Origin of the sequence: Burkholderia sp. Ac-20345, assembly GCF_017104825.1 — a bacterium.
Lineage (GTDB): Bacteria > Pseudomonadota > Gammaproteobacteria > Burkholderiales > Burkholderiaceae > Burkholderia > Burkholderia lata_B.
This window is the reverse complement of record NZ_JAAGPO010000045.1, coordinates 33,153-54,209: the sequence shown is the minus strand read 5'-3', so window position 1 is coordinate 54,209 and position 21,057 is coordinate 33,153. Positions and strand designations below refer to the sequence as shown.

Sequence of the window (21,057 nt, the reverse complement as noted above, 5' to 3'; positions counted from 1 at the left end):
GCGCGACGCGCACGCCCGCCGCGTCACCACGCCTGCCGGTAGATCTCCAGCGCGTCGGCCTCCGTCACCTCGCGCGGATTGTTCACGAGCAGGCGCGTCTGCAGCATCGCATCCGACGCCATCCTCGGCAGGTCGCCTTCCCCGATGCCGACCTCGCGCAGCGTGCGCGGGATGCCCGTCGCGACGATCAGCCGGTCGATCTCGGCGATCAGCGCGTACGTGCGCGCTTCATCGCTGCCCGTCGCCGACGGTGCGACGATCGACGCGAGCTCCACATACAGCGGCGCGGCGGCGGGTGCGTTGAAACGCAGCACGTGCGGCAGCACGAGCGCATTCGACAGCCCGTGCGGCACATGGAAGATCCCGCCGACCGGATAGGCGAGCGCATGCACGGCCGCGACCGGTGCATTCGCGAACGCCTGCCCCGCGAACATCGCGCCGACCAGCATCGCCTCGCGCGCGTCACGGTTGCTGCCGTCGTCGCATGCCGCGAGCAGGTTGCGCGACAGCAGCGTCAGCGCGTGCACGGCCAGCATGTCGGACACCGGGTTCTTCAGCCGCGCGGACGTATAGGCCTCGATCGCATGCACCATCGCGTCGATGCCCGTCGCGGCCGTGGCCGCGCGCGGCAGGCCGAGTGTCAGTTCGGCATCGAGGATCGCGACGTCCGCGAACAGGTGCGGCGACACGACGCCCATCTTGCGCGCCTCGCCGACCGTGACGATCGACACGGCCGTCACTTCGGAACCCGTGCCGGCCGTCGTCGGCATCTGCACGAGCGGCAGCCGCGCGCTCGTGACCTTGTCGACGCCATACATGTCGGCCAGCGCCTGCTGCCCCGGCGCGAGCACCGCGATCAGCTTCGCGACGTCCATCGACGATCCGCCGCCCAGGCCGAGCACGATCTCGGCATCGGCCGCGACGGCCCGTTCGGTCGCTTCGAGCACCACGTGCTCGGGCGGATCGGCGATCACGTCGTCGATCACGGTGACTTGCCAGCCGTGCGCGCCGAGGCTCTCCAGCGCGGGCGCGAGCACGCCGCTGCGATGCAGGAACGCATCGGTGACGACACACAGCCGCACGAGCGCCGGAAAGCGTTCACGCAACAACGCGCCGAGCCGGCGCGCGGCGCCGAACTCGACGACCTGCGTCGGAACAGTACGGAATTGAAACGGGTTCATCGGGTGCCTCCCGGTGGCGTCGCCGTGCCGGTGTCCGGCTGCACCATGTAGCTCGACACTTCGCGGCGATCGAGCAACGGAATGATCGCGCCGAACCCGATCCGCTGGAAATGCGGCGTTTCCCGATGCACGTCGAGGCCGTCCGCGTCGCGGTAGCGTTCGAGGATCACGACGTGGTCGGGGTTCTCCGGCGACCGGAAATACGCGTAGTCGAGATTCTTCGGCTCGGCGCGCGTGGGCGGGGCGAGTTCGCCGAGCAGTTCGATCACGCGATCGCCGTTGCCGGGTTTTGCGTAGAAATGGGCGATGACCTGCAGGTAGGGTTCGTTCATGTTGCGCTCCGTGTTCGACTGGGGGCCGTCACGACGGGGACGCACGCAATGCGCGGCGAACCGGAGGGATTCGAGCGCGACGGCGCAACGCCGTGTCACTGGCTGGCCGTCCATTGTATTGAATCGGCACGGCCTTCGCAGTACCGCCACCGTGCCGCGAACCCGGCGAATCCCGCGCCGCTTTCACCGCACGGCGGATCGCATTTGACCGCTACCGCGCGATGCGCCGATGCGCCGACTACCACGGCACCGTCCTCCCCAGATAGTCGAGATATTCGAGCCCCGGGCGCACACGCTTTGCGATCAGCACATCGACGAGACTCGGCACGCTTTCCTCGATCGTCAGGCGCGCATCGGGCCCGCCCAGCTCCGTGCGGACCCAGCCGGGCGCCATCAGCACCATCGCACGCCGCGTATCGGCCTGGCGCACCGCGAAGCTGCGCATGAACTGGTTCAGCGCGGCCTTGCTGCCGCGATAGACCTCACGCATCCCGCTGACGTTGTTCGCGACGCTGCCCTGCCCCGACGACATCGCGCCGATCAGGCCGTCCGCGGTCACAAGATCCTGCAGCGTCTCGATCACGCGCATCGGCGCCAGCGCATTCGTGATCATCACGCGCACGAATTCGTCGGTCGCCACTTCGCCGATCGTTTCGGTTGGCTCGTTCGTCGTTCCCGCATTCACGAACAGCATGTCGAAACGCCGGCCCGACAGCCGCTCGCGCAATGCGGCCAGTTGCGCCGGCTCGCAGATGTCGAGCGTCTCGATGTCGAGCCGACCGTCGAACCGGTCGGCCAGGTCGTGCAGCTTCGTGCGCCCCGACCCGGCGCGCACGGTGCCCGTTACGTGCCAGCCTTTGCCCAGGAACGCCTCCGCCATCGCGAGCCCGAGGCCGCGCGACGCCGCGACAAGCAGGATCGCGGGTACGTTCCGGTTCGATACAGTTGATTGCATGGTTTCCTCCTTTGCCGGGTTTCGTCATGCAGCCACTATAGGTGCGCATCACGACAGGCGCCAGACGCACTGGATTCAACTCATAGTTGCATCGAACGCCATATCAAACCGCGCAGAGGCGTATCCTGTCGCCATGGAAGACATCGACCTGAACCTCGTCACCGCGCTCGACGTGCTGCTGTCGGAAGGCAGCGTGACCGGCGCCGCGCGTCGGCTTGGCCTGAGCACCTCCGCAATGAGCCGCACGCTCACGCGGCTGCGGCTGTCCACCGGCGATCAGTTGCTCGTGCGCGCCGGGCGCAAGCTCGTGCCGACGCCGCACGCCGCCGCGTTGCGCGACCGCGTGCACGCGATCGCAAGCGATGCGCGCGCGGTGCTGCGACCGGCGACAGCGGACGTGGACATGGCGACGCACACGTCCACGTTCACCCTCCGCGCGGCCGCATCGTTCATGGAAATGCTGTCCGGCCCGGTGGTCGCCGCACTCGGCGAAATCGCGCCGCAGGTGCGCATCCGCTTTGTCCCGAAGCCCGACCGCGATCCGCAGGCGCTGCGCGACGGCACCGTCGACCTGGAAATCGGCAAACGCGGCGACGATGCGCCCGAACTGCACACCCGCATGCTGTTTCACGACTGGCACGTCGCGGTGGCACGCGCCGGTCATCCGCTGTTCGCATCGGGCAGGATCACGCCCGCGCGCTACGCGGCCTGCCGTCACGTGATCGCGTCGCAGCTCGGCGATTTCGGCGGCCCGGCCGGCGATTCGACCGACGGGGCCGGCCCGGACCACACCGTGTGCGTCGTCGTACCGGGCTACCCCGATGCAATGCGGGTCGCGGCCGGCACCGACCTGATCGCACTCGTGCCGCGCTCGAGCCTCGGCAACGCGTTCTCGCCGGGGCTCACGGAGGCCCTCGGGCTATGCAGCTTCGAGATCCCGGTGCGCCTGCCCGGGATTCTCGTTTCCGCGCTGTGGCATCCGCGCATGCACGGCGACCCCGTGCATCGCCGCCTGCGCGACGCGGTCATCGCCGTCTGCCAGCGCGCGTATCCGGATGCCCGCGCGCCACGCCCGCCGGCGCGCCGCACCGGCACGCGCATCGCAGGCTGACACACGGCTCAGACCAGCCGGCCGCCGCCGTCGATGTGCAGGATCTCGCCGTTCATGAAGCCGTTGCCCAGCAGGAACGCGATCGCGTCCCCCACTTCATCCGCGCGCCCGACACGGCCGCCGGGCAATGCCGACGCGGCGCCCGCAAGGATCGTGTCGCGCGCTTCCGGGCCGAACGCGTCGTACAGCGGCGTCTCGACGAAGCCGGGCGCGACGACGTTCACGCGAATCGGCTTCAGCTCCAGCGCGAGCGACTGCGCCAGCGCCTCGATGCCACGCACCGCGGCGGCAATGACGGACACGCCCTGCGCGGCCGGACGATCCGACAGTTGCCCGCCGGTCAGCACGATCGAGCCGGTCGCGGGCATCCGCGGCAACGCGGCCCGGATCGCGTAGACCGGCCCGGCGATACGCTCCTGCAGCGCGCCGAGCAGCTGATCGGGATCGGTCTCGTTCAGCTTGCCGGCAATGAACCGGCCGGCCGTGACGACCAGATGGTCGACGCGCGTGATCCCGTCGAAGACGGCCTGCACCGCATGCCGGTCGGCGATGTCGGCCACCGCGATGCGCGCGCCGCCGATCGCCTGCGCGGCAGACTCGAGCTTCTCGCGGGTCCGGCCGACCAGCGTGACGCTGGCGCCTTTCGCCTTCGCGGCGGCCGCGGCCGCAAGGCCGATTCCGGAGCTTCCGCCGAATACCACGACGTGCGCACCGTCCAGTGCCGAAGATTGCGTTGCCTCGTTCATGTCGACTCCTCATCAGGGTTTGAAGGTTCGCGAACGTTAGGTCATTCTCTATTGCGCAGGAACGTGCCAGACTTGAATAAGGTTCATGCCATAAAGGAATAAGATGGATTCGCTGCGATCCATGCGCGTGTTCGTCCGCGCGATCGAGCTCGGCAATTTCTCGGCGGTCGCGCGCGAGGAAAGCACCGGCCAGCCGACGATCAGCAAGATCGTCGCCGCGTTCGAAAAGGAACTGGGCGTTCGCCTGCTCGAACGCTCGACCACGAGCCTCGCGCCCACCGACGAGGGCCGCCGGTTCTACGATCGCTGCAAGCGCGTGATCGACGAATACGCGAGCGCGGTGGCCGAGGTGCGCGGGCAAACGGTGCGGCCGGTCGGCAAGCTGGTCGTCAATGCACCGTTGGGGCTGGGCGAGCTGAGGCTGAACGCGCTCGTGCTCGAATTCCTCGCCGCGTGGCCGGAGATCGAGGTCGAGCTGCAATTGACCGACCGCGTGATCGACCTGGTCGAAGAAGGCGTCGATGTCGCCATTCGCCTCGGCCACCTGCTGCCGCCGGATGCCGTCGCGCGCCACATCGCGTCGTCGCCGCGCCTGCTGGTCGCCACGCCGGAGTACGTGTCGCGGGCACCGAGGCTCCGCCGGCCGGAAGACCTGGCGAAGCACGAGTACGTCGGCTACGCGCGCGCGGACATCGGCAACGAACTGGCCTTCGCCCGCGGCGACGAGCAGGTCGTCGTTCCGGTGCGCGGCCGGTATCGCGTGAACAGCTCGATGGCGCTGCGGGAATGCTTTCTGGCCGGGAACGCGGTGGGCAGCGGGCCGGCGTGGCTCGTTCAGGACCTGATCGACAGCGGGCAACTCGTGCGATTGCTGCCGAAGTGGGACATGGTGCCGCCGCACGAGCTGCACCTCGTGTACGCGTCGCGCCGGTATCTGCCGCTCCGGACCCGCACGTTCCTGCAGTTCATGGAGCGGCGGATTCCCGAACTGCCCGGGTTCCGTGCGACCACCGTTCCGGCCGCCACCCCGACCGCGCCCGCACCGCGACAGAGCCGCTGACCGACGCGCGCCGCGGTCACGGCCGGCCCGAGCACCGATCCGCCACGGTTTTCCCGATCCGCCGAATCCCTGCTATTGCAGCGGCGCCGGCGGGCCGTTCGGCTAAAATGCCGCACTTTCCACCTTGTCCGGCCCGCTCGCCATGCAACCCGCCTCCCCCGCCCAACCCGCCGTCCACGGCGCCGACGCCGCAGATTCGGCCCGCGACCTCGTCTACGGCCCGAACAACCGGCCGGCGCCGATGGTCGCCTTCGTCGCCGCGCTACAGCACCTGCTGGCGATCATCGTGCCGATCGTCACGCCCGGCCTGCTGATCTGCCAGGCGCTCGGCGTGTCCAGCCGCGATACGACCCTTATCGTGTCGATGTCGCTGGTGATTTCCGGTATCGCCACCTTCGTCCAGTGCAAGCGCTTCGGCCCGCTGGGCGCCGGCCTGCTGATCGTCCAGGGCACGAGCTTCAACTTCGTCGGCCCGCTGATCGCCGGCGGCAGCCTGATGGTCAAGCAAGGCACGCCGGTCGAGACCGTGATGGCCGCGATCTTCGGCGTCGTGATCGCCGGGTCGTTCGTCGAGATGGCCGTGTCGCGCATCCTGCCGTTCGTGAAGCGACTGATCACGCCGCTCGTCACCGGCATCGTCGTGCTGCTGATCGGCCTCACGCTGATCAAGGTCGGCCTCATCAGCATGGGCGGCGGCTATGGCGCGATGGCCAAGGGCACGTTCGCGAGCGCGGAGAACCTGACGCTGTCGGGCCTCGTGCTCGGCACGATCATCCTGCTGAACCGCGTGCCGGTGGTGTGGGTGCGCAGCACCGCACTCGTCATCGCGCTCATCATCGGCTATCTCGCGGCCACGTTCCTCGGCCGCCTCGACTTCACCGGCATGCACCAGGCCGCGCTGTTCCAGGTCCCGACGCCGCTGCACTTCGGCATCGGCTTCTCGTGGTCGCTGTTCGTGCCGATGCTGATCATCTACCTCGTCACGTCGCTCGAAGCGATCGGCGACGTCACAGCCACCAGCAAGATCTCGAACGAGCCGGTCGAAGGCCCGGTGTGGATGCAACGGATCAAGGGCGGCGTGCTCGTCAACGGCGCGAACTCGCTGCTGGCAGGCGTGTTCAACACGTTCCCGAGTTCGGTGTTCGCGCAGAACAACGGCGTGATCCAGATCACCGGCGTCGCCAGCCGCTATGTCGGCGTCTGGATCGCGGGGATGCTCGTGGTGCTCGGGCTGTTCCCGGTCGTCGCCGGCGTGCTGCAGGCCGTGCCGGAGCCCGTGCTCGGCGGTGCGGCAATGGTGATGTTCGGCGCGGTGGCCGCATCGGGCATCAACATTCTCGCGGGCGTCCATCTCGATCGTCGCGCGCTGCTGATCATCGCGGTGTCGCTCGCGCTCGGCCTGGGTGTGTCGCAGGTGCCGGACATCCTCAACAGCCTGCCGCACGCGCTGAAGAACGTGCTCGAATCGGGCGTGGCAACGGGCGGCATCTGCGCGCTCGTGATGAACTGGTTCCTGCCGGAAAAGAAGTAACCGGATCAACCGCGCGACGCGCGGTGCGCCTGACGGGCCGCACCGCGCGTCGTGCCAGCCGGCACCCGCGGCTCCCGCTGCAGGCAGCGCAACCGGCGCCTCGCCAACCGGCCGATTCCGGTCACGCTACCCGTTTCCCCGACTGCGCGCCGCGCAACGCTCAAAACCGCTCGTCCGCGATCGCCGGCATCACCAGTTCCCGTACGAACGCGGCATCGGACAAATGCAGCAGCGTACGCACGACAGCCACCACGTCGTGAACCGGCACCAGCCCGCCCTCGCCGCGCGCCGCGGCCTCTTCGACCGGAACGGACAACGCATCGTCGGTGTTCAGGTTGCCGAGTTGCAGGCACGTGACGGCCAGCCGGCTGCCCCTGAATCCTTCACGCAACGCATCGGCCACGCCGTTCAGCGCGAACTTCGACGCGCCGAATGCGACTTCCGGCCGTCCGCTTTGCCGAAGCGCGGACGTGGAACCGGTCAGGATGACTTGAGGCTTGCCTGATTGCAGCAAGCGCGGAACCAGGCGCTTGAGCAGCAGCAGCGTAGCCGTGATGTTGACGTTCACCAGATTGACGACCGCATCGTCCGGCTCGTTCAGGAATGCGTAGTCGTCCGTGAAGGCAGCCGCTTCCCAGATACCCACGTTGCAGATCAGCACGTCGAACGCGGACGGCGCGGCCTGCGCAACGTGCGCGGCCGCTTCGGCAGGTGACGCCATGTCGGCCTCGATCCACTGAAGCTCGACGCCCGGCGGCAACGTCAGCGCATCCGGCCGCATGCGCGATACGCCGATGACGGTGTCGCCGGCACGGCAGACGCCTTCGACAAGCGCACGGCCCAGCCCTCTGCTGGCGCCGACAATCATGATCCTCATGGCGTGTTTCCCGATGGTGATCGCGAGCCACGTTACTGGCGGCCGCGTTTGAGCGCGCCGTATCGGCCTCCATGCGAGGCTTGCTCGTGGAACAGGCGCGGACGGATAGTCCGGCGATCGTAGCGCATCGCGGCGATGCGGCGCGGCATATCCCCACCCTCGCAAGGGCGTCCGGCCGGTACAGGTCACGTGACCCGCCCTGCGCTTTCGACGGGTCCTGGGGCAAACGACACCGTGTCGACGGCGGCAAAGGTCAAACCCGGTCAGGCCGCCTTGGCCGATCGATTTGTGCTGGTTAGAATCACGCCATGCCCCAAGCCCCCGCCCCCACCAACGCCCCCGAAACGAGCGCCGTCCCGGTCAAGGAACGCGCGACCATCGTCTGCTACCGCGGCGAGCAAGTCTTGCTCGTCGCCCGCGCGGCGTCGCGCTGGGCCCTTCCCGGCGGCACGATCAAGCGCGGGGAAACGCCGCTCGAAGCCGCACATCGCGAGTTATCCGAAGAAACCGGCATCACCGGCCAGCATCTCGTCTACTCGATGCAGTTCACCGGGCTCGCCAAGATCCATCACGTGTTCTTCGCGGAAGTCGGCCCGGACCAGACGCCGCAAGCGAACAACGAGATCGAGAAATGCAAGTGGTTTCCGATCGACAGCGTCGACGGGTTGCGCGCCAGCATTCCGACGAAGCGCATCGTCGAACTCGTCTATCAACACGAAATCAGCAAGGCGTAGCGCGCTACCGACGAGCGCACTCATGGGCCGGCGGGCCGGCCCGGATCATCCTGCATGGATCAGCGGCGCGCGAGCGCTCAGTGCGAACGCCTTCTTCGCAACTCGTGCGTGGAATAGACGACCAGGAAGATACCCAGCATCGCAACGCCGGACGCCATGAAGTCGTTCGCGCTTCCCGAGCTGTACAGGGACTTCGGGAAAATACCGAGACTCAATCCTGCGGCAGCAAGAAGCAATCCTGCAGCCACGCCCCAGATCGGTCCGGCGGTCCTTTCGATTTTATTTTTCATACAGCACCCGTCTACAGTCATTACCTGAACGGTATCGGCAAGGGACGCCGCGTCTACCTTCAGTGATTCCACTATAGCCCGGAAAAAATTCGCAAACTTTTAGTGCTTTTCCCGATCAAGATTTTCCGATCTCGACCGCGAGGTACAGTTCGGATCGCGCAACACGATGCCGGCGGTTGCGCGACGGTACTCGATGCGTGCGGCTGCTTGCCGGATGCAGCATGTCGCTCGGCAATGCAGCCGCATCCGGAGCGTCATTGGCCGCGCCCGCCCACGTGCGGGATCACCTCGTCATAACTGATCGGCTGCGATTCGGCGTCGCATCCGTATTCGTCCGCCCAGTTTCCAATGAAAAACACCCCGCCTTTGTGCCCATGATCGACCGCGTCGTCGTAACTCGCTTGTGAGTCGAACGCCAGTTTTCGCAGCTCGCCATACTCGTGTCGATTGCCGCAGCCGAACGTCACCCGTTTGCATTGCCCGTTGTCATTCAGATCCATGTAATAGATCGAGCTACGCCTGTCGATATGTTCACCTTGCTTTAGCGTGCGCTCGTAGACACGAGCGACGGCTCCGCCCTCTCCTTCGTCGCGGCACGTCATGTCGAGCCTGTCGTAAAAGTCGTGCGCCTTCGCGTGCGAGGTGAGTTGCAGGCGAACCTTCTTGTCATCACCGACGCCCTTGGTCATGTGCCGCACGGCCTCATCGAGGACCCGGATTCCCAACCCCTGTCCTCGCGCGTTCTCGGCTACGCACAGCACGTGCAATTCAACTTGCCTGGCGATGTCGCTTCCCTTCTTCCCTGATTCCTTCGTACTGACGCTTTCGTAAGCGAATACCCCGACCGGCTTCGCCTTCTCGTACGGTGTCGCGCCGTTCGGGCCGGTGTCCTTGCAAAGGTATCGGGTCAGTTCGGGCTGATTCGGCCTCGATTTGACGAAGAGATCGGCGCCGTCTCGCTGCCGCGTGAGCGGGTTGTCGTGGAGCGGGTAATAGTTGCCATACAGCCAGTAATCGTCGGCACGAGCCCAGTCGGGTCTGCACAACGAGTTGACCGTATTGTCGACATCGCCGGCGCTTTGCAGATGATGCAGCTGTTTCCCCCACGTCGAGTTCAACTCGCGCCCCTCTTTCACGGCGACAGGCTGGCATTCGATTTCCGCCGATGCGTACCCTGGCAGGGTGCCGACCGCAATCGCGACCGCAATCAGCGCACCCCGTTTCGAAACGAATTCACCCCAGATTCGCGTGTTCATGATATTGCCCTCCGTTGGTTGGTCAGTCTTCGCTGCATGCCGCGCGCTCACAGGCACATCACCTTCTTCGCGATCGCCCATCGGCGCATCCGGTCTTCGAGTCCATTGACACCGCCGTTGATGCGTCTCGTCAGCAATGCGAAATCGCCAGAATCGGCGAGCGCGTTGCAGCCGTGCCGCTCCCACCACCAGGCCGCCGAGCGCGCGGCCAGCAGTTCGTGTTCGAGGCGTTCCGGCTCGCGCTCGAGATCGGCGCCGAGTGCGTGGCCGCATTCGCGATAGTTCGCACGCCCCGTGATCTGAATGAGCCCGCGTCCGAGGAAGCGCCGGCCGTCGCCCGGCTGAACGTTGCCGAGCGCCGCAGCCTTGCGCGAAGGCGGTTCATAGGCGCGCTGCACGGGCGTCGGCCCCCACAGCTCGCGCGTGAGCGTGAAGCCGAGCGTCTCGTGGCCCGTTTGCGCGACGAACGCCGCCATGCGCGCGTTGGTCGAAATGCCGAACTCGGCCATCGCGGCGGCAAGCGCCGGATGCCAGCGTTGCGCGAGCGCGCCGGATATCGCGGCAGCGGCCCGGAATTCATCGAGTGTCATCGTGTTCTCCTTGCGACGCATGGGGGGACGGGCCGGTAGCAAGTGCGCCCGGCGGTGATGAATCGGTCGAGACAGTCGCCGCGGCGCCACCGTCGATGAGCGTCCCAAGCGGATTGCGCGGCGACGGCGGCGTGTCGTGCGATGCATCCGACTGGCTGCGCCGCGATTGCGCGTCCATCGCAGCAACAATCACGCGCAGCGGCTCCGGCTTGACGCTGACCTCACCCGCGAACGGACGGTCGACGGCGAGCACGAAGAAGAACGCGAGCCCGAGCGTGAGCGCCCAGCTCGTGACGAGCGCGATGTTGAAGCGCGTGCCCGGCAGGATGTAGAGAAGCAGAAACGACACGACGCTCGCGAGCACCACCACGCCCCACAGCGTGGCCGGCATCGCGACGTCGAGCGTCAGCAGGCGCTGTTCGCGATGCTTCGCCATCTCGTTCACGCGCGCGAGCACCTCGCCGAGCAGCACGCGCTGCCGCTCGCTGCGCGGCTCGATCTGGTTGGTCATGTCGAACAGGTGATCGAAGCGGGCCGCCGCCTGCGCATCGGCACTTGCCTGCTGCTGCATCTTCGGCCACTCGTAACGGACGACCCCGTCGAGATACGCACGCAGCGCACCCGATGCGGCATCCGCGACCGGGTCGCCGAACGCGGCGAGATCGCGCGACAGTTCGCCGGCCGCGGTCGCTTCGGCGTCGACCGTCCGCTCCGCGCCGTTGTATGCGTCCCACACGCTGATCGCCGAAAACGCGACGAGCAGCGAGTTGATCGTCGTGATGACCGATACCATCGTGATCGCCATCGCCCGCTGCTCCGGCAGCAGGTCGACGGGCAGGATGCGACGGAACAGCGCATAGCCGCCGAGCGCGGCCGCGACGGTCGCGATCACGACGAAGCCCCCCATCAGCCATGATGGCCAGTTGTAGAGAAAGAGCATGGTCATTCCCCGCTTGCGCTTGCGTTTGCGCCGTCGCGACGCCCTGCCTGCGGCATATCCGCCGACAGCATCGCGCGCGTGAATTCGGCAAGCCGCTGCCTGACCGCATCGGCCGGCATCCCGGTTTCAAGCGATTGCTGAAGCCGCAACAGGTCCGCCGCAAGTTCGCTTTGCCATTGCACACGCTCGGTCGCCGCATGGGCGCGATGCGCTTCGAACGTCGCCTGCGCGGCGGCCGCCGTATCGCCGCGCACGAGCGTCTCGAGCGTCTCGACGAGCCGGTGCAGCAGCCGATGCACGGCCGTCGCCGAAAACCCGCCGAGCATCGCAAGCGCCGGCTTGCCGAAGCTGCGCATGCTGCCGCCGTCGTACAGGTGAGGCGGCAGCAACTCGACGAGGATCACGCCCGCGATCACGCCGAGAATCAGCCGCGCGCCGTACGACGCGTCGTACTTCGGGTCGTAGGTCGAATTCGCGACGTAGCGGTGAGCCTGGAACAGCGTTGCAAACGACGCGCCGAGCCCCGCGCAGAACAGCAGGAACAGCGCGTTCCACAACAGCCGGGTGCCGTGCGAATCGAGAAACCCCTGATCGATGTTCGCGACCGACACTTCCGGCGACAGCGACGTCGCGATCACGGCGACCAGGAACGTCGCGGCGGACAGCGTCAGCGCGCGAATCAGCGGCACAGGTCCGAGCCACGCGAAGCGCGAGCGGACGCGCAGCTCGCGGTCGAGCAGCGTGATGGCCTGCGGCGTGGCCGGCGCAATCGCGACTGCAAGCCGGCGATGAATCGCGGCAAGCGCGTACGATGCGCCGTGTACCGACGACGCATCCGCTGCCGCGGTGTCGGCCGCGGCATGCGACACCGCGGCCATCAGCATCGACAATTGCGCGATCAGATCGGGGGCCACGGCAATCCCGTGCTGCAGCGCGTAGCGCGCCATCGCATTGCATTCGGTCTGCAACTGCCCGACCAGATCGCGCTTCGACGGGGCCGCGTTCGCGCCGTCCGCTTCGGGCGGTGCGTCCGCCGCTGTCCGGAACCACGAGCGATGCGTTTGCATGGCGATTCTCCAACGTGTCGGCCGGCAACGTGCGCTACAGCCGCACTTCGTCGCCGCAATTGCCGCCCGGTGCCACGACGAGCATGCCGCCCTTGTCGCGATACACGAACACGTCGGACCAGTCGCGCAGCCGGTAGCGCACCTCCGCGAGCCGTCCTTCGGGCGTGCACAGAAACTGCACGGACTTGTCCGCGCCGACGAAGAAATCGTGCAGTTGCGCGTTCTTCAACTCGTCGAGCCGCACCACCTTGTTGTCGTTCTCCCGCAGGTAGCGGCCGAGATTCGTGAGGCCGACCGCACGCGCCATTGCGGCGAGCTCGGCGGCATAACCGGCCGGCGCGTATCCCGTGCAGCTCCCGTAGCGATTCCAGTGCTGCTGGAAGGCGTCGGCGCTCGCCGGCGCGATATACGGCGCGGCATCGCCGGACAGCGTGCCGTCCGGCACCGGCGTCGTGTCGCAGTCGCGCCGCGGCGTGTACAGGCCGATCGCCGTGATCCGGATCGGCGCGCCGTCCGCGGCCTGGCGCGCGGCTGGCAGCTTGCCCGCCGTGCACGTCTGGGCGCCATCGCCGCCGGCGCACTCGCCGAGCTTCCAGGACAGCGCCAGCGTCCAGTCCTGCGCGTGCGCGCCGGCGCAGGTCAGAATCAGGCTGGCGGCGCACGCAGCCCGGGTAATGCGCAACAGGATCGACATGATGCGTTTCTCCTTGTGTGTGGCGACGTGCGCCGGCCGGCGGAATCGCCCGGCGGCCGGCGCGGCCCGCGCGCCGTCAGCGGCCCGCTTGCTGCAACAGCTGGCGAAGGTTCTGGAAGCGCGGCAGGCCCGCGCCGAAGCGGTTCGTGACGTCGTACTGCACGATCGGCGTGCAGATCATCCGGATCAGCTGAAACAACGCGGCGACGCGTTCCGGCCGGCGCGGCCCGAGATGGCCGGCGATCTGCGGATCGCTCACCAGCAGCGCCGCGAGCCCCGTGATGTGCGGCGCCGCCATCGACGTGCCGGATTCGGCATTGAACGCCGCGCCCGGCACCGTCGATACGACGCCCACGCCCGGCCCGCACACGCCGATCTGCGGGCCGTGGCACGAGAACGTCGGCGAAAAGAGACCGTCAGCCGTCGCAGCCTGCGCGACGATTTGCGTTTGCTCCCACGTGTTGACGGGCAACTCCCGATGCAGCCCCAGCGCCGACACCGCGAGCACGTACGGCGACGACGCCGGGTACTGGACCGGGCCGCCCGAATTGCCGGCCGCGACGATGCATGCGACGCCGGATTGCACGGCCTCCATCAGCTTCTGCTCGACGGCGAGCGACGCCTGTGGCGCGCCGAGGCTCAGATTCACGACGTCGATGTCGTGGTCGATGCAATAGTCGAGCGCCTGGATCAGCGTACTGAACTGACCGCCGGGGAAGATCTTCAGCACATGGATCTCCGCGTCGGGCGCGAAGCCTCGCATCGCCATCTGCGCGTCGGCAGCCTGCGGACTGATGCGCGCGGCGATCACGCCCGCGCAATGCGATCCGTGGCCGATCACGTCGTCCTTCCAGGTATCCGGATTCTGATCGTTGGTCAGATCGGCGCCGCGCACGATATGGTTCAGCAGCGGATGCGACGCGTCCGCCCCCGAATCCACGATCGCGACGCGAACACCCCGCCCCGTCGTCGTGGCGGGAAGCTCATCGAGGCCCATCAGGCGCTGCCCCCACCCGAGCGGAGCACGCGGCGGAACGTTCGGGTTCGGCTGGGACAATGGCGTGAGCCGCACCACGTTCGCCTGATCGCTCGACAGCAGCGGCGCCGACAGGTAGACATTCCAGTACGTATGGGACGGCCGCACCGCCAGCGACTGGAGCGGACCGGGCGCCATCTGCGCGACGGCCAGCGTCGTTTCGCCTCGCGCGTCGGTGGTGCCGCTCACCGGGAAGCCGTCGCCCGCGAGCGTCACCGGAACGCCGGGCTGGGGTTGATCGTCCGCACCCAGCACGCGGATCGTCACCGGACGCAGGATCGTCGACGCGACTGCCGCCTGCGGACGAAGCTCGGCGCCGGAATCCTGTTCCGGCTTTTTCCCGTAGCCGAGCGGATGGTCCTCCTCGACGATCATTTCCGGCGGCGCCGTCGCCTGCAGCAGCTGCGCGTGCGCGGGGTCCATCTTGACGATGTACGTGTCGGTCGCTTCGTCCGGCCGCGCGGACATCATCTGCGCGTTCTTGTGGCTGTTGATCACACGCACGACTTCGACGCCGGGCAGCCGGCCGACCGCATTGTTGAGGTCATGTGCCGACATCGGCGTCACCGCGGCCTGGCGAGCGAGCGCGCCGCGCCGAGGCGCAATCAGATACTGGCGCTTGCCGCTCGTCACATGAACCGCTTCGTCGGCCGAATCGGGTGGCATCACATTCGGTGCGGCGGCGACATCGTCCGCCGGCACGTCGGCCGCCTTCGCGGCGGTTGGCTTCTTGTCCTTGTCCATCGCAATCTCCTTCGCGGCGCGACACTCGAGGCACGCCATGGGTCAGTCGGTCGCAAGCGACGGACGCGCATCCCGAAGCGATCGGATCGTTGCGCGACGCGCGTCCGTCGAGTGCGCCCCCGCGGGGGCCGCAGGGTGGCGCAGGTCTATCGTTGCGACAGGTCAGTGGAATACCGGCTGGGCGGGCATCACGGAGAACGGCAGCAGCCCGCCGAGCCGGCCGAGCAGTTCGCCCAGCACCGGCGCGGCGGTACCGATGACGGTGCCGCCGATACCCTGCGGCGCGAACACCGCCTGGGGCTGGGCCGAGAACGGCAGCAGCCCGCCCAGTTGGCCGGCGACGGTGCCGACGGTGGGCGCAACCGACTTCAGGATGTCGCCGAACACGCCTTGCGGGGCGAACGCCGCCTGCGGTTGCGCGGCGAACGGCAGCAGCCCGCCGAGCCGGCCAAGCAGCTCACCGAGCACCGGGGCAGCCGTACCGATGACCGCGCCGCCGATGCCTTGCGGTGCGAACGCGGCTTGCGGCTGGGCCGAGAACGGCAGCAGGCCACCCAGTTGCCCGGCGACCGTGCCGACGGTGGGCGCAACCGACTTCAGGATGTCGCCGAACACGCCTTGCGGGGCGAACGCCGCTTGCGGTTGCGCGGCGAACGGCAGCAGCCCGCCGAGCCGGCCAAGCAGCTCACCGAGCACCGGGGCAGCCGTACCGATGACCGCGCCGCCGATGCCTTGCGGCGCGAACGTCGCCTGCGGCTGGGCCGAGAACGGCAGCAGCCCGCCCAGTTGGCCCGCGACCGTCCCGACCGTGGGCGCGACCGACTTCAGGATGTCGCCGAACACGCCTTGCGGGGCAAACGCCACCTGCGGCTGGGCCGAGAACGGCAGCAGCCCGCCCAGTTGGCCAGCGACCGTCCCGACAGTGGGCGCGACCGACTTCAGGATGTCGCCGAACACGCCTTGCGGGGCAAACGCCACCTGCGGCTGGGCCGAGAACGGCAGCAGCCCGCCCAGTTGGCCCGCGACCGTCCCGACAGTGGGCGCGACCGACTTCAGGATGTCGCCGAACACGCCTTGCGGGGCGAATGCCGCCTGCGGTTGCGCCGCGAACGGCAGCAGCCCGCCGAGCCGGCCGAGCAATTCGCCGAGCACCGGCGCAGCGGTGCCGATGACCGCGCCGCCAATGCCCTGCGGCGCGAACTCCCCTTGTGCAACCGTCGTCGCGTAAGCCGGAACGTGTCCCGAAACAGCGAGCGGTACCCCCGGCAATGCATGGTGTACATGAGTCATTTTCGAGTCCTTGATGAAGAGGAAACTGTCGGCACACGAGCCGCAGGCCCTGCGTCGCGTGCACCGTCGACATGCCGGCCGGCGACGCCTCCATTGGCCCGCTACGCATGGGTCAAAGGAAACATCGGACGAATCGGCAAGTCGATTCTGCAAGTCGGGCCCAGCCGGTTCCATACGGCAAATGCGGTATGCGTCTCGCTACGGCGAGCCGGGCTTCGCAACGGGAAATGGGTCGGTTAGCCAGCCGGAACACACGGCCGTATGGAGGAGCGCGCAGATGTTGGGCGAGGCGGTCTTGCGGAGAAGATGCGCGCGATGCTTGCGGGCGGTCTGGTCGCTGATGCCGAGCGCGCGGGCGACCTGCTTGTCGCTCATGCCGGCCGCAAGCAGGTTCAGGATCTCGCGTTCGCGCGCCGAGAACGGGTCAGGACGACGCTGGATACCGTTTTTTTGAGCACGTCAGGAAAAAGAATGAAATAGCGCATGGTCAGTTGCGCCGATTTCCTGAAGCCGAATTTATCGAGGAGATTTTCGCGATGCTTACGCGCGGTATATACGGAAACGGCCAGTTCGACCGCGATTTCACGATCGGTCAGGCCTTGCGCGATCAAGCCCAACACGACTGTCTCGCGTGCAGTGAGTTTCAAGATGGATCCCCGTCGACAATTGAAAGGGCATCCCCTTTTTTGTCACGGGAGCAGCGGTCTCCTTCGAATATTCACGACAACCTCACCGGCGACCGGACATCTCTCCTGGTGCACGCGACATGCCAAGGCGGATGCGCTTGAGACTGCTTTGTTGTTTCCGGGTCGCCCGTTATAAAACGACTTTTTCTGATTATTCTCGGCTGCGAGATGGTCGGGGCAGCCGTGTGCCGGCTATTTGAATTCAGGGCGATCGGGACGATGCATCATACGCCCCCCGCTCGATTTCGCATGATGATTGATATCACTGATTGAATCGGTCGACCGGACATGCATCGGAATTAGATTTTATTAGTGAATTCACGTTTTTGTTTATTATTTTTCAAATTAAAAACAAAATAGAAACTTTCATTCGTAAATTCGAGATGAGGCAATCGACCACACGGGTTCAAATCCCGGATCGAATGCGCAGCCTCAAATTGGCGACAAGCCGGCTCTGCCGACCAGGAACCACGTGCGGAATTCGCCCATGCCTTTCGCCGCGATCAAGCCACGCTCCTCGAAGACGAACGATTCACCCAGCATGGCTCGCGTCGCCTCCGTCACCTGCACGCGCCCGGCAACGCCCTGCGATTCCATCCTGCTCGCGAGATTGACGGCTGCTCCCCACAGGTCGTAGATGAACTTGCGCTTGCCGATCACGCCGGCCACGACCTCGCCGCTGTTGATGCCAATTCGCAATTTCAGGTTGCAGCGTCTGACCGCGTTGAACCGGGCCAGCGCATCGATCATGTCGAGCGCCATGTGCGCGGCCCGCGTCGCGTGATCCGCAGCGGGAACGGGCAGCCCCGCAGCCGCCATGTACGCGTCGCCAATCGTCTTGATCTTCTCGAGGCCGCGATGGTCGGCAATGGTGTCGAAGCTGGTAAAGATCTCGTTGAGCATTTCGACGAGCTGCTCGGGACGCATGCCGGCCGAGAAGCCGGTGAAGTCCACGATATCCGCGAACAATACCGACACGTCGGCGAAGCGGTCCGCGATCACTTCCGGAAAACTCCCGGCGATGTCGTCGAGATGCACCTTCAGCCGCTCGGCGATCGGATAGGGCAGCATATTGAGCAGCAGCCGCTCCGACACCTTCTGCTCGGCCACGACCTTCGCATACAGGCTCTGCAACTCGCTACTCTGGCGGTGAATCAGCGCATGGCTCGCCTCCACCTCCCGCACCTTCTGCTCGAGCGCGTCACCGCGCTTGCGCAACTCCCGGTGCAGCAACCGCACTTCCAGCATGTTGCGAACCCGCATCAGCACTTCCGCCAGATCGAATGGCTTGCTGATGAAGTCCTTCGCGCCGACCTGCAACGCGCGCAGCTTGTGGGCCGGCTGGGCGGTGATCACGATGACCGGGAGATAGCTGTCCGCCTCGAGCGACTTCAGGTTTTCCATCACCTGGAAACCGTCAGTGCCGGGCATCTGCAGATCGAGCAGGATCAGATCGTAGTGGTGCCGGCGATGAAGTTCATGGACGGCGGAGGCATCCGCTGTCGATTCGACGCGTGCATACCCAGCCCGGCGCAGGATCTGCTCGAGCAGCAGGATATTGGCCTCCAGATCATCGACGACCAGGATCCGGGCGTCGAGAATCGCTGACGAATCGATCATGGTTCCAGCCCTGATGACCTGTCCACACTATTTCCGCGCCGTCGCCAGCGCAATGGCTTCAACAAGTGCACGCATGAAGGGGGCGATCTTGATCGGCTTGATCAGATAGCGGAAGAAACCCGCCTCCAGGCCTTGCTCCACGTCATGCGGCATCGCATTCGAACTGAGCGCGATGACGGGAATGTCCGCCGTCTCGGGATACTTGCGCAACAGGTCGAGTGCTTCGATCCCGCTGATGTCGGGCAGGTTGATGTCCATCACGATCACCCGCGGCTGCACGCTGCGCGCCAGTTCCACACCGAGCCGGCCAGTCGGGGCACCGAGCATGCGCAGGTCCGCGCGCCGCGCGATCAGTTGCTCGACGAGCTTCAGGTTGGCCGGATTGTCCTCGACGTAGAGCACGGTATGCACGGACGCCCCGGCTGCATCGTTGCCGGTCGCGCCCGAGGCCGGCGTGTCGGGCTGTGCGGCGAGTGTCGGCGCCATGTCTGGCGCAGGCGCCGAATCCAGTTCGATCCAGAAGACACTCCCCTTGCCGGGCGTACTGTCGACACCGATGCCGCCACCCATCAACTCCATCAGCCGCTTTGCGACCACCAGGCCGATGCCCGTACCCTCTTCTGCGCCGGCTTCCTGTCCCAGGCGGTTGAACGCCTGGAAGAGCCCGCCCACCTGCTCCAGAGACAGGCCCGGGCCCGTGTCGCTGACACTCACGCGAACCCGACCCGGCACGGGCACGCTGCAGGTAACGTCGACCGCGCCCGACGGGCAGTTGTACTTGACCGCGTTCGACAGCAGATTGATCAGGACCTGCTTGACGCGCGTGCGGTCGGCGCGGACATGACATGACGTCCCGACCTGCGGAAAGGTCATCGTGATACCCCGTTGCAGCGCCTGCGTCACGATCATCGATTCGCACTCTCGCAGGACGTCGTCCAGCGATACGGATTCAGGCGAGATTGCCACTTGCCCGGCGTCGATCTTCGCGAGATCGAGCACGTCGTTGATCAGTTCGAGCAGATGCCATCCTGCCCGCAGAATCTGGTCGATGCTCGCCTGTTGCGACGAGGTCGGCGATGGAGAATCGGTCGCCATCAGTTGGGCGAACCCGAGAATCGCATTGAGCGGGCTGCGCAACTCGTGGCTCATGCTGGACAGGAAGTCCGATTTCGCACGGTTGGCTCGCTCGGCCGCGGCCAGGGCTTGCTTGCGATCATCGATGTCGGTGACGGTTCCCACCCACTTCACGATATTGCCGTTCGCATCCTTCAACGGCGATGCACGTTCCAGGTGCCATCGATAGGTGCAATCGGACATTCGCCATATGCGCACTTCGATTTCATATTCAGTACCGCTTTCAATCGCGCGCTCCCAGTGCGCGACTTCGGATTGCACGTCATCCGGATGTATCGTCGACATCCAGTTCCACCCCTCCACTTGAGCAAACCCCAGCTCCGTATACTTCTCGATCCGCCGGTTGACGTAGTCGACCGAGCCATCGGGACCGGCCGTCCATACGATATGGGGTATCGCATCTGCAAACGACCTGAAACGCCGCTCGACGTCAGCTTCGATTTCCGGACAAGAGCGATTCGTCGATACGAGCGGTTGTTTCATGATGCAACCCCAAATCAAACACCGCGGCAACCGGGACGAAGCCACTGAACCCCGTGGGGACGGGTCCAGGCGCTTCCGGGATCAGAAGCGATCCGTCTGACGACATTCGATAGCGAGTCCACCCGGGCGCATTGTCACGACGTTGCCCTTACCGTCTCGCGAGCATTAACAATGCGCCTAGTGCGAGGCAGTGTGCAAGGGTGCGCGGATCATCGCTGCCGTTGCTTCACGAAGCGTCACGTTGGTATCCGGCGATATGGCGAGCAACTGTCGTCCAGCTGTGTCGCCTTCCCCTTCCACAAACCCACATCGCTACCCATGGACAACCTTGAGATCAAGGATATCAAGGGCGTTGCAGAAGCTATCGGAATACCCGGTAAGCCTTGAGTGGTGGAAGGCCGCAGACGCCAACTGCCGCGTGCACAGGCGCACTCGGCAAGACTCCCTCGATCGCAGATGGCTTCCTATCCGCGACCCTACCCATATTTACCCCGGCAGCAATCCAATCTCGACGCCAATGCAATGCCGGCAAGGGTCTCCGAGCATATTCCCGACAAGATTTCCCATGGCCCCTGCTACCCTCGGGAGTCTCCCCACAAGCCGCCACGGCTTTGCGAACGGTGCTGGCGCGTGAGAGCTCACAGCCGCAGACGACCCGGGCGGCAAGCAAAAGGCCGCTACGGAGATGATGCAATTCCGT

21 protein-coding genes are annotated in these 21,057 nt (G+C 66.2%); 4 read left to right on the top strand and 17 right to left on the bottom strand.

What is annotated here, in order from left to right:
- Positions 1-23: 23 nt before the first annotated feature.
- From G3O06_RS18220 to G3O06_RS18210, 3 genes are all read right to left on the bottom strand, one after another.
- Entirely contained in the window at positions 24-1,181 is a 1,158-nt protein-coding gene (locus G3O06_RS18220) for an iron-containing alcohol dehydrogenase (RefSeq protein WP_205817013.1), read from the bottom strand.
- Positions 1,178-1,513 (bottom strand): putative quinol monooxygenase, encoded by a 336-nt coding sequence (locus tag G3O06_RS18215; protein ID WP_174970915.1) that lies wholly within the window; start codon positions 1,511-1,513, stop codon positions 1,178-1,180. Before G3O06_RS18215 ends, G3O06_RS18220 begins: the two co-directional genes overlap by 4 nt.
- A 238-nt stretch (positions 1,514-1,751) precedes the next feature.
- On the bottom strand, positions 1,752-2,468 hold the full coding sequence (locus G3O06_RS18210) for an SDR family oxidoreductase (RefSeq protein WP_205817012.1): 717 nt from the start codon (positions 2,466-2,468) through the stop codon (positions 1,752-1,754).
- A 133-nt stretch (positions 2,469-2,601) separates the two neighbouring features.
- Between G3O06_RS18210 and G3O06_RS18205 the strand changes: the two genes are divergently transcribed.
- A complete protein-coding gene (locus tag G3O06_RS18205) occupies positions 2,602-3,579 on the top strand; it encodes a LysR family transcriptional regulator (protein ID WP_205817011.1) in 978 nt (325 codons plus the stop codon).
- Between the two features lie 8 nt (positions 3,580-3,587).
- On the opposite strand, the gene G3O06_RS18200 is transcribed toward G3O06_RS18205, so the two are convergent.
- Complete coding sequence (locus tag G3O06_RS18200; RefSeq protein WP_205817010.1) at positions 3,588-4,325, bottom strand: SDR family oxidoreductase; 738 nt, start codon at positions 4,323-4,325, stop codon at positions 3,588-3,590.
- Positions 4,326-4,428: 103 nt separating this feature from the next.
- Between G3O06_RS18200 and G3O06_RS18195 the strand changes: the two genes are divergently transcribed.
- Positions 4,429-5,385: a LysR family transcriptional regulator gene (locus G3O06_RS18195; protein WP_205817009.1), complete on the top strand. Its 957-nt coding sequence runs from the start codon at positions 4,429-4,431 to the stop codon at positions 5,383-5,385.
- A gap of 142 nt (positions 5,386-5,527) precedes the next feature.
- Positions 5,528-6,916, top strand: a complete 1,389-nt coding sequence (locus tag G3O06_RS18190; RefSeq protein WP_205817008.1) for a nucleobase:cation symporter-2 family protein — start codon at positions 5,528-5,530, stop codon at positions 6,914-6,916.
- A gap of 160 nt (positions 6,917-7,076) precedes the next feature.
- Here the strand turns inward: G3O06_RS18190 and G3O06_RS18185 are convergent, their stop codons facing one another.
- Positions 7,077-7,793, bottom strand: coding sequence for an SDR family oxidoreductase (locus G3O06_RS18185; protein WP_174970901.1), 717 nt, complete (start codon positions 7,791-7,793; stop codon positions 7,077-7,079).
- A gap of 308 nt (positions 7,794-8,101) precedes the next feature.
- On the opposite strand from G3O06_RS18185, the gene G3O06_RS18180 reads away from it, so the two are divergent.
- Positions 8,102-8,527 carry an NUDIX hydrolase gene (locus tag G3O06_RS18180; protein WP_205817007.1) on the top strand — a complete coding sequence of 142 codons (426 nt, stop codon included), beginning with the start codon at positions 8,102-8,104 and terminating at the stop codon, positions 8,525-8,527.
- A 77-nt stretch (positions 8,528-8,604) separates the two neighbouring features.
- On the opposite strand, the gene G3O06_RS18175 is transcribed toward G3O06_RS18180, so the two are convergent.
- The 12 genes from G3O06_RS18175 to G3O06_RS18120 all read right to left on the bottom strand — a co-directional run bounded on the left by G3O06_RS18175 (position 8,605) and on the right by G3O06_RS18120 (position 20,357).
- Positions 8,605-8,817 (bottom strand): hypothetical protein, encoded by a 213-nt coding sequence (locus G3O06_RS18175; protein ID WP_174911390.1) that lies wholly within the window; start codon positions 8,815-8,817, stop codon positions 8,605-8,607.
- A 254-nt stretch (positions 8,818-9,071) separates the two neighbouring features.
- Positions 9,072-10,154: a GNAT family N-acetyltransferase gene (locus tag G3O06_RS18170; RefSeq protein WP_205817006.1), complete on the bottom strand. Its 1,083-nt coding sequence runs from the start codon at positions 10,152-10,154 to the stop codon at positions 9,072-9,074.
- Positions 10,121-10,663 (bottom strand): glycoside hydrolase family 19 protein, encoded by a 543-nt coding sequence (locus G3O06_RS18165; RefSeq protein ID WP_205817005.1) that lies wholly within the window; start codon positions 10,661-10,663, stop codon positions 10,121-10,123. Before G3O06_RS18165 ends, G3O06_RS18170 begins: the two co-directional genes overlap by 34 nt.
- Positions 10,650-11,609, bottom strand: a complete 960-nt coding sequence (locus G3O06_RS18160) for a DUF4239 domain-containing protein (RefSeq protein ID WP_241020113.1) — start codon at positions 11,607-11,609, stop codon at positions 10,650-10,652. Before G3O06_RS18160 ends, G3O06_RS18165 begins: the two co-directional genes overlap by 14 nt.
- The gene (locus G3O06_RS18155; protein WP_241020112.1) at positions 11,606-12,670 is read right to left on the bottom strand and encodes a hypothetical protein; all 1,065 of its coding nucleotides are present in this window, start codon (positions 12,668-12,670) and stop codon (positions 11,606-11,608) included. The genes G3O06_RS18160 and G3O06_RS18155 overlap by 4 nt, the downstream gene beginning before the upstream one ends.
- A gap of 34 nt (positions 12,671-12,704) precedes the next feature.
- Positions 12,705-13,364: a hypothetical protein gene (locus tag G3O06_RS18150; protein WP_205817004.1), complete on the bottom strand. Its 660-nt coding sequence runs from the start codon at positions 13,362-13,364 to the stop codon at positions 12,705-12,707.
- 76 nt (positions 13,365-13,440) lie between these two features.
- Positions 13,441-15,144, bottom strand: a complete 1,704-nt coding sequence (locus G3O06_RS18145) for a S8 family serine peptidase (protein WP_174970890.1) — start codon at positions 15,142-15,144, stop codon at positions 13,441-13,443.
- 162 nt (positions 15,145-15,306) lie between these two features.
- Positions 15,307-16,434, bottom strand: coding sequence for a hypothetical protein (locus G3O06_RS49110; protein ID WP_241020111.1), 1,128 nt, complete (start codon positions 16,432-16,434; stop codon positions 15,307-15,309).
- A 198-nt stretch (positions 16,435-16,632) separates the two neighbouring features.
- Positions 16,633-16,809 (bottom strand): hypothetical protein, encoded by a 177-nt coding sequence (locus tag G3O06_RS18135; protein ID WP_241020110.1) that lies wholly within the window; start codon positions 16,807-16,809, stop codon positions 16,633-16,635.
- A gap of 17 nt (positions 16,810-16,826) precedes the next feature.
- On the bottom strand, positions 16,827-17,081 hold the full coding sequence (locus G3O06_RS18130) for a LuxR C-terminal-related transcriptional regulator (protein ID WP_205817003.1): 255 nt from the start codon (positions 17,079-17,081) through the stop codon (positions 16,827-16,829).
- A gap of 471 nt (positions 17,082-17,552) precedes the next feature.
- Positions 17,553-18,740, bottom strand: a complete 1,188-nt coding sequence (locus G3O06_RS18125) for an adenylate/guanylate cyclase domain-containing protein (RefSeq protein ID WP_174911205.1) — start codon at positions 18,738-18,740, stop codon at positions 17,553-17,555.
- Between the two features lie 27 nt (positions 18,741-18,767).
- On the bottom strand, positions 18,768-20,357 hold the full coding sequence (locus G3O06_RS18120; RefSeq protein WP_205817002.1) for a PAS domain-containing hybrid sensor histidine kinase/response regulator: 1,590 nt from the start codon (positions 20,355-20,357) through the stop codon (positions 18,768-18,770).
- Positions 20,358-21,057 lie beyond the last annotated feature (700 nt).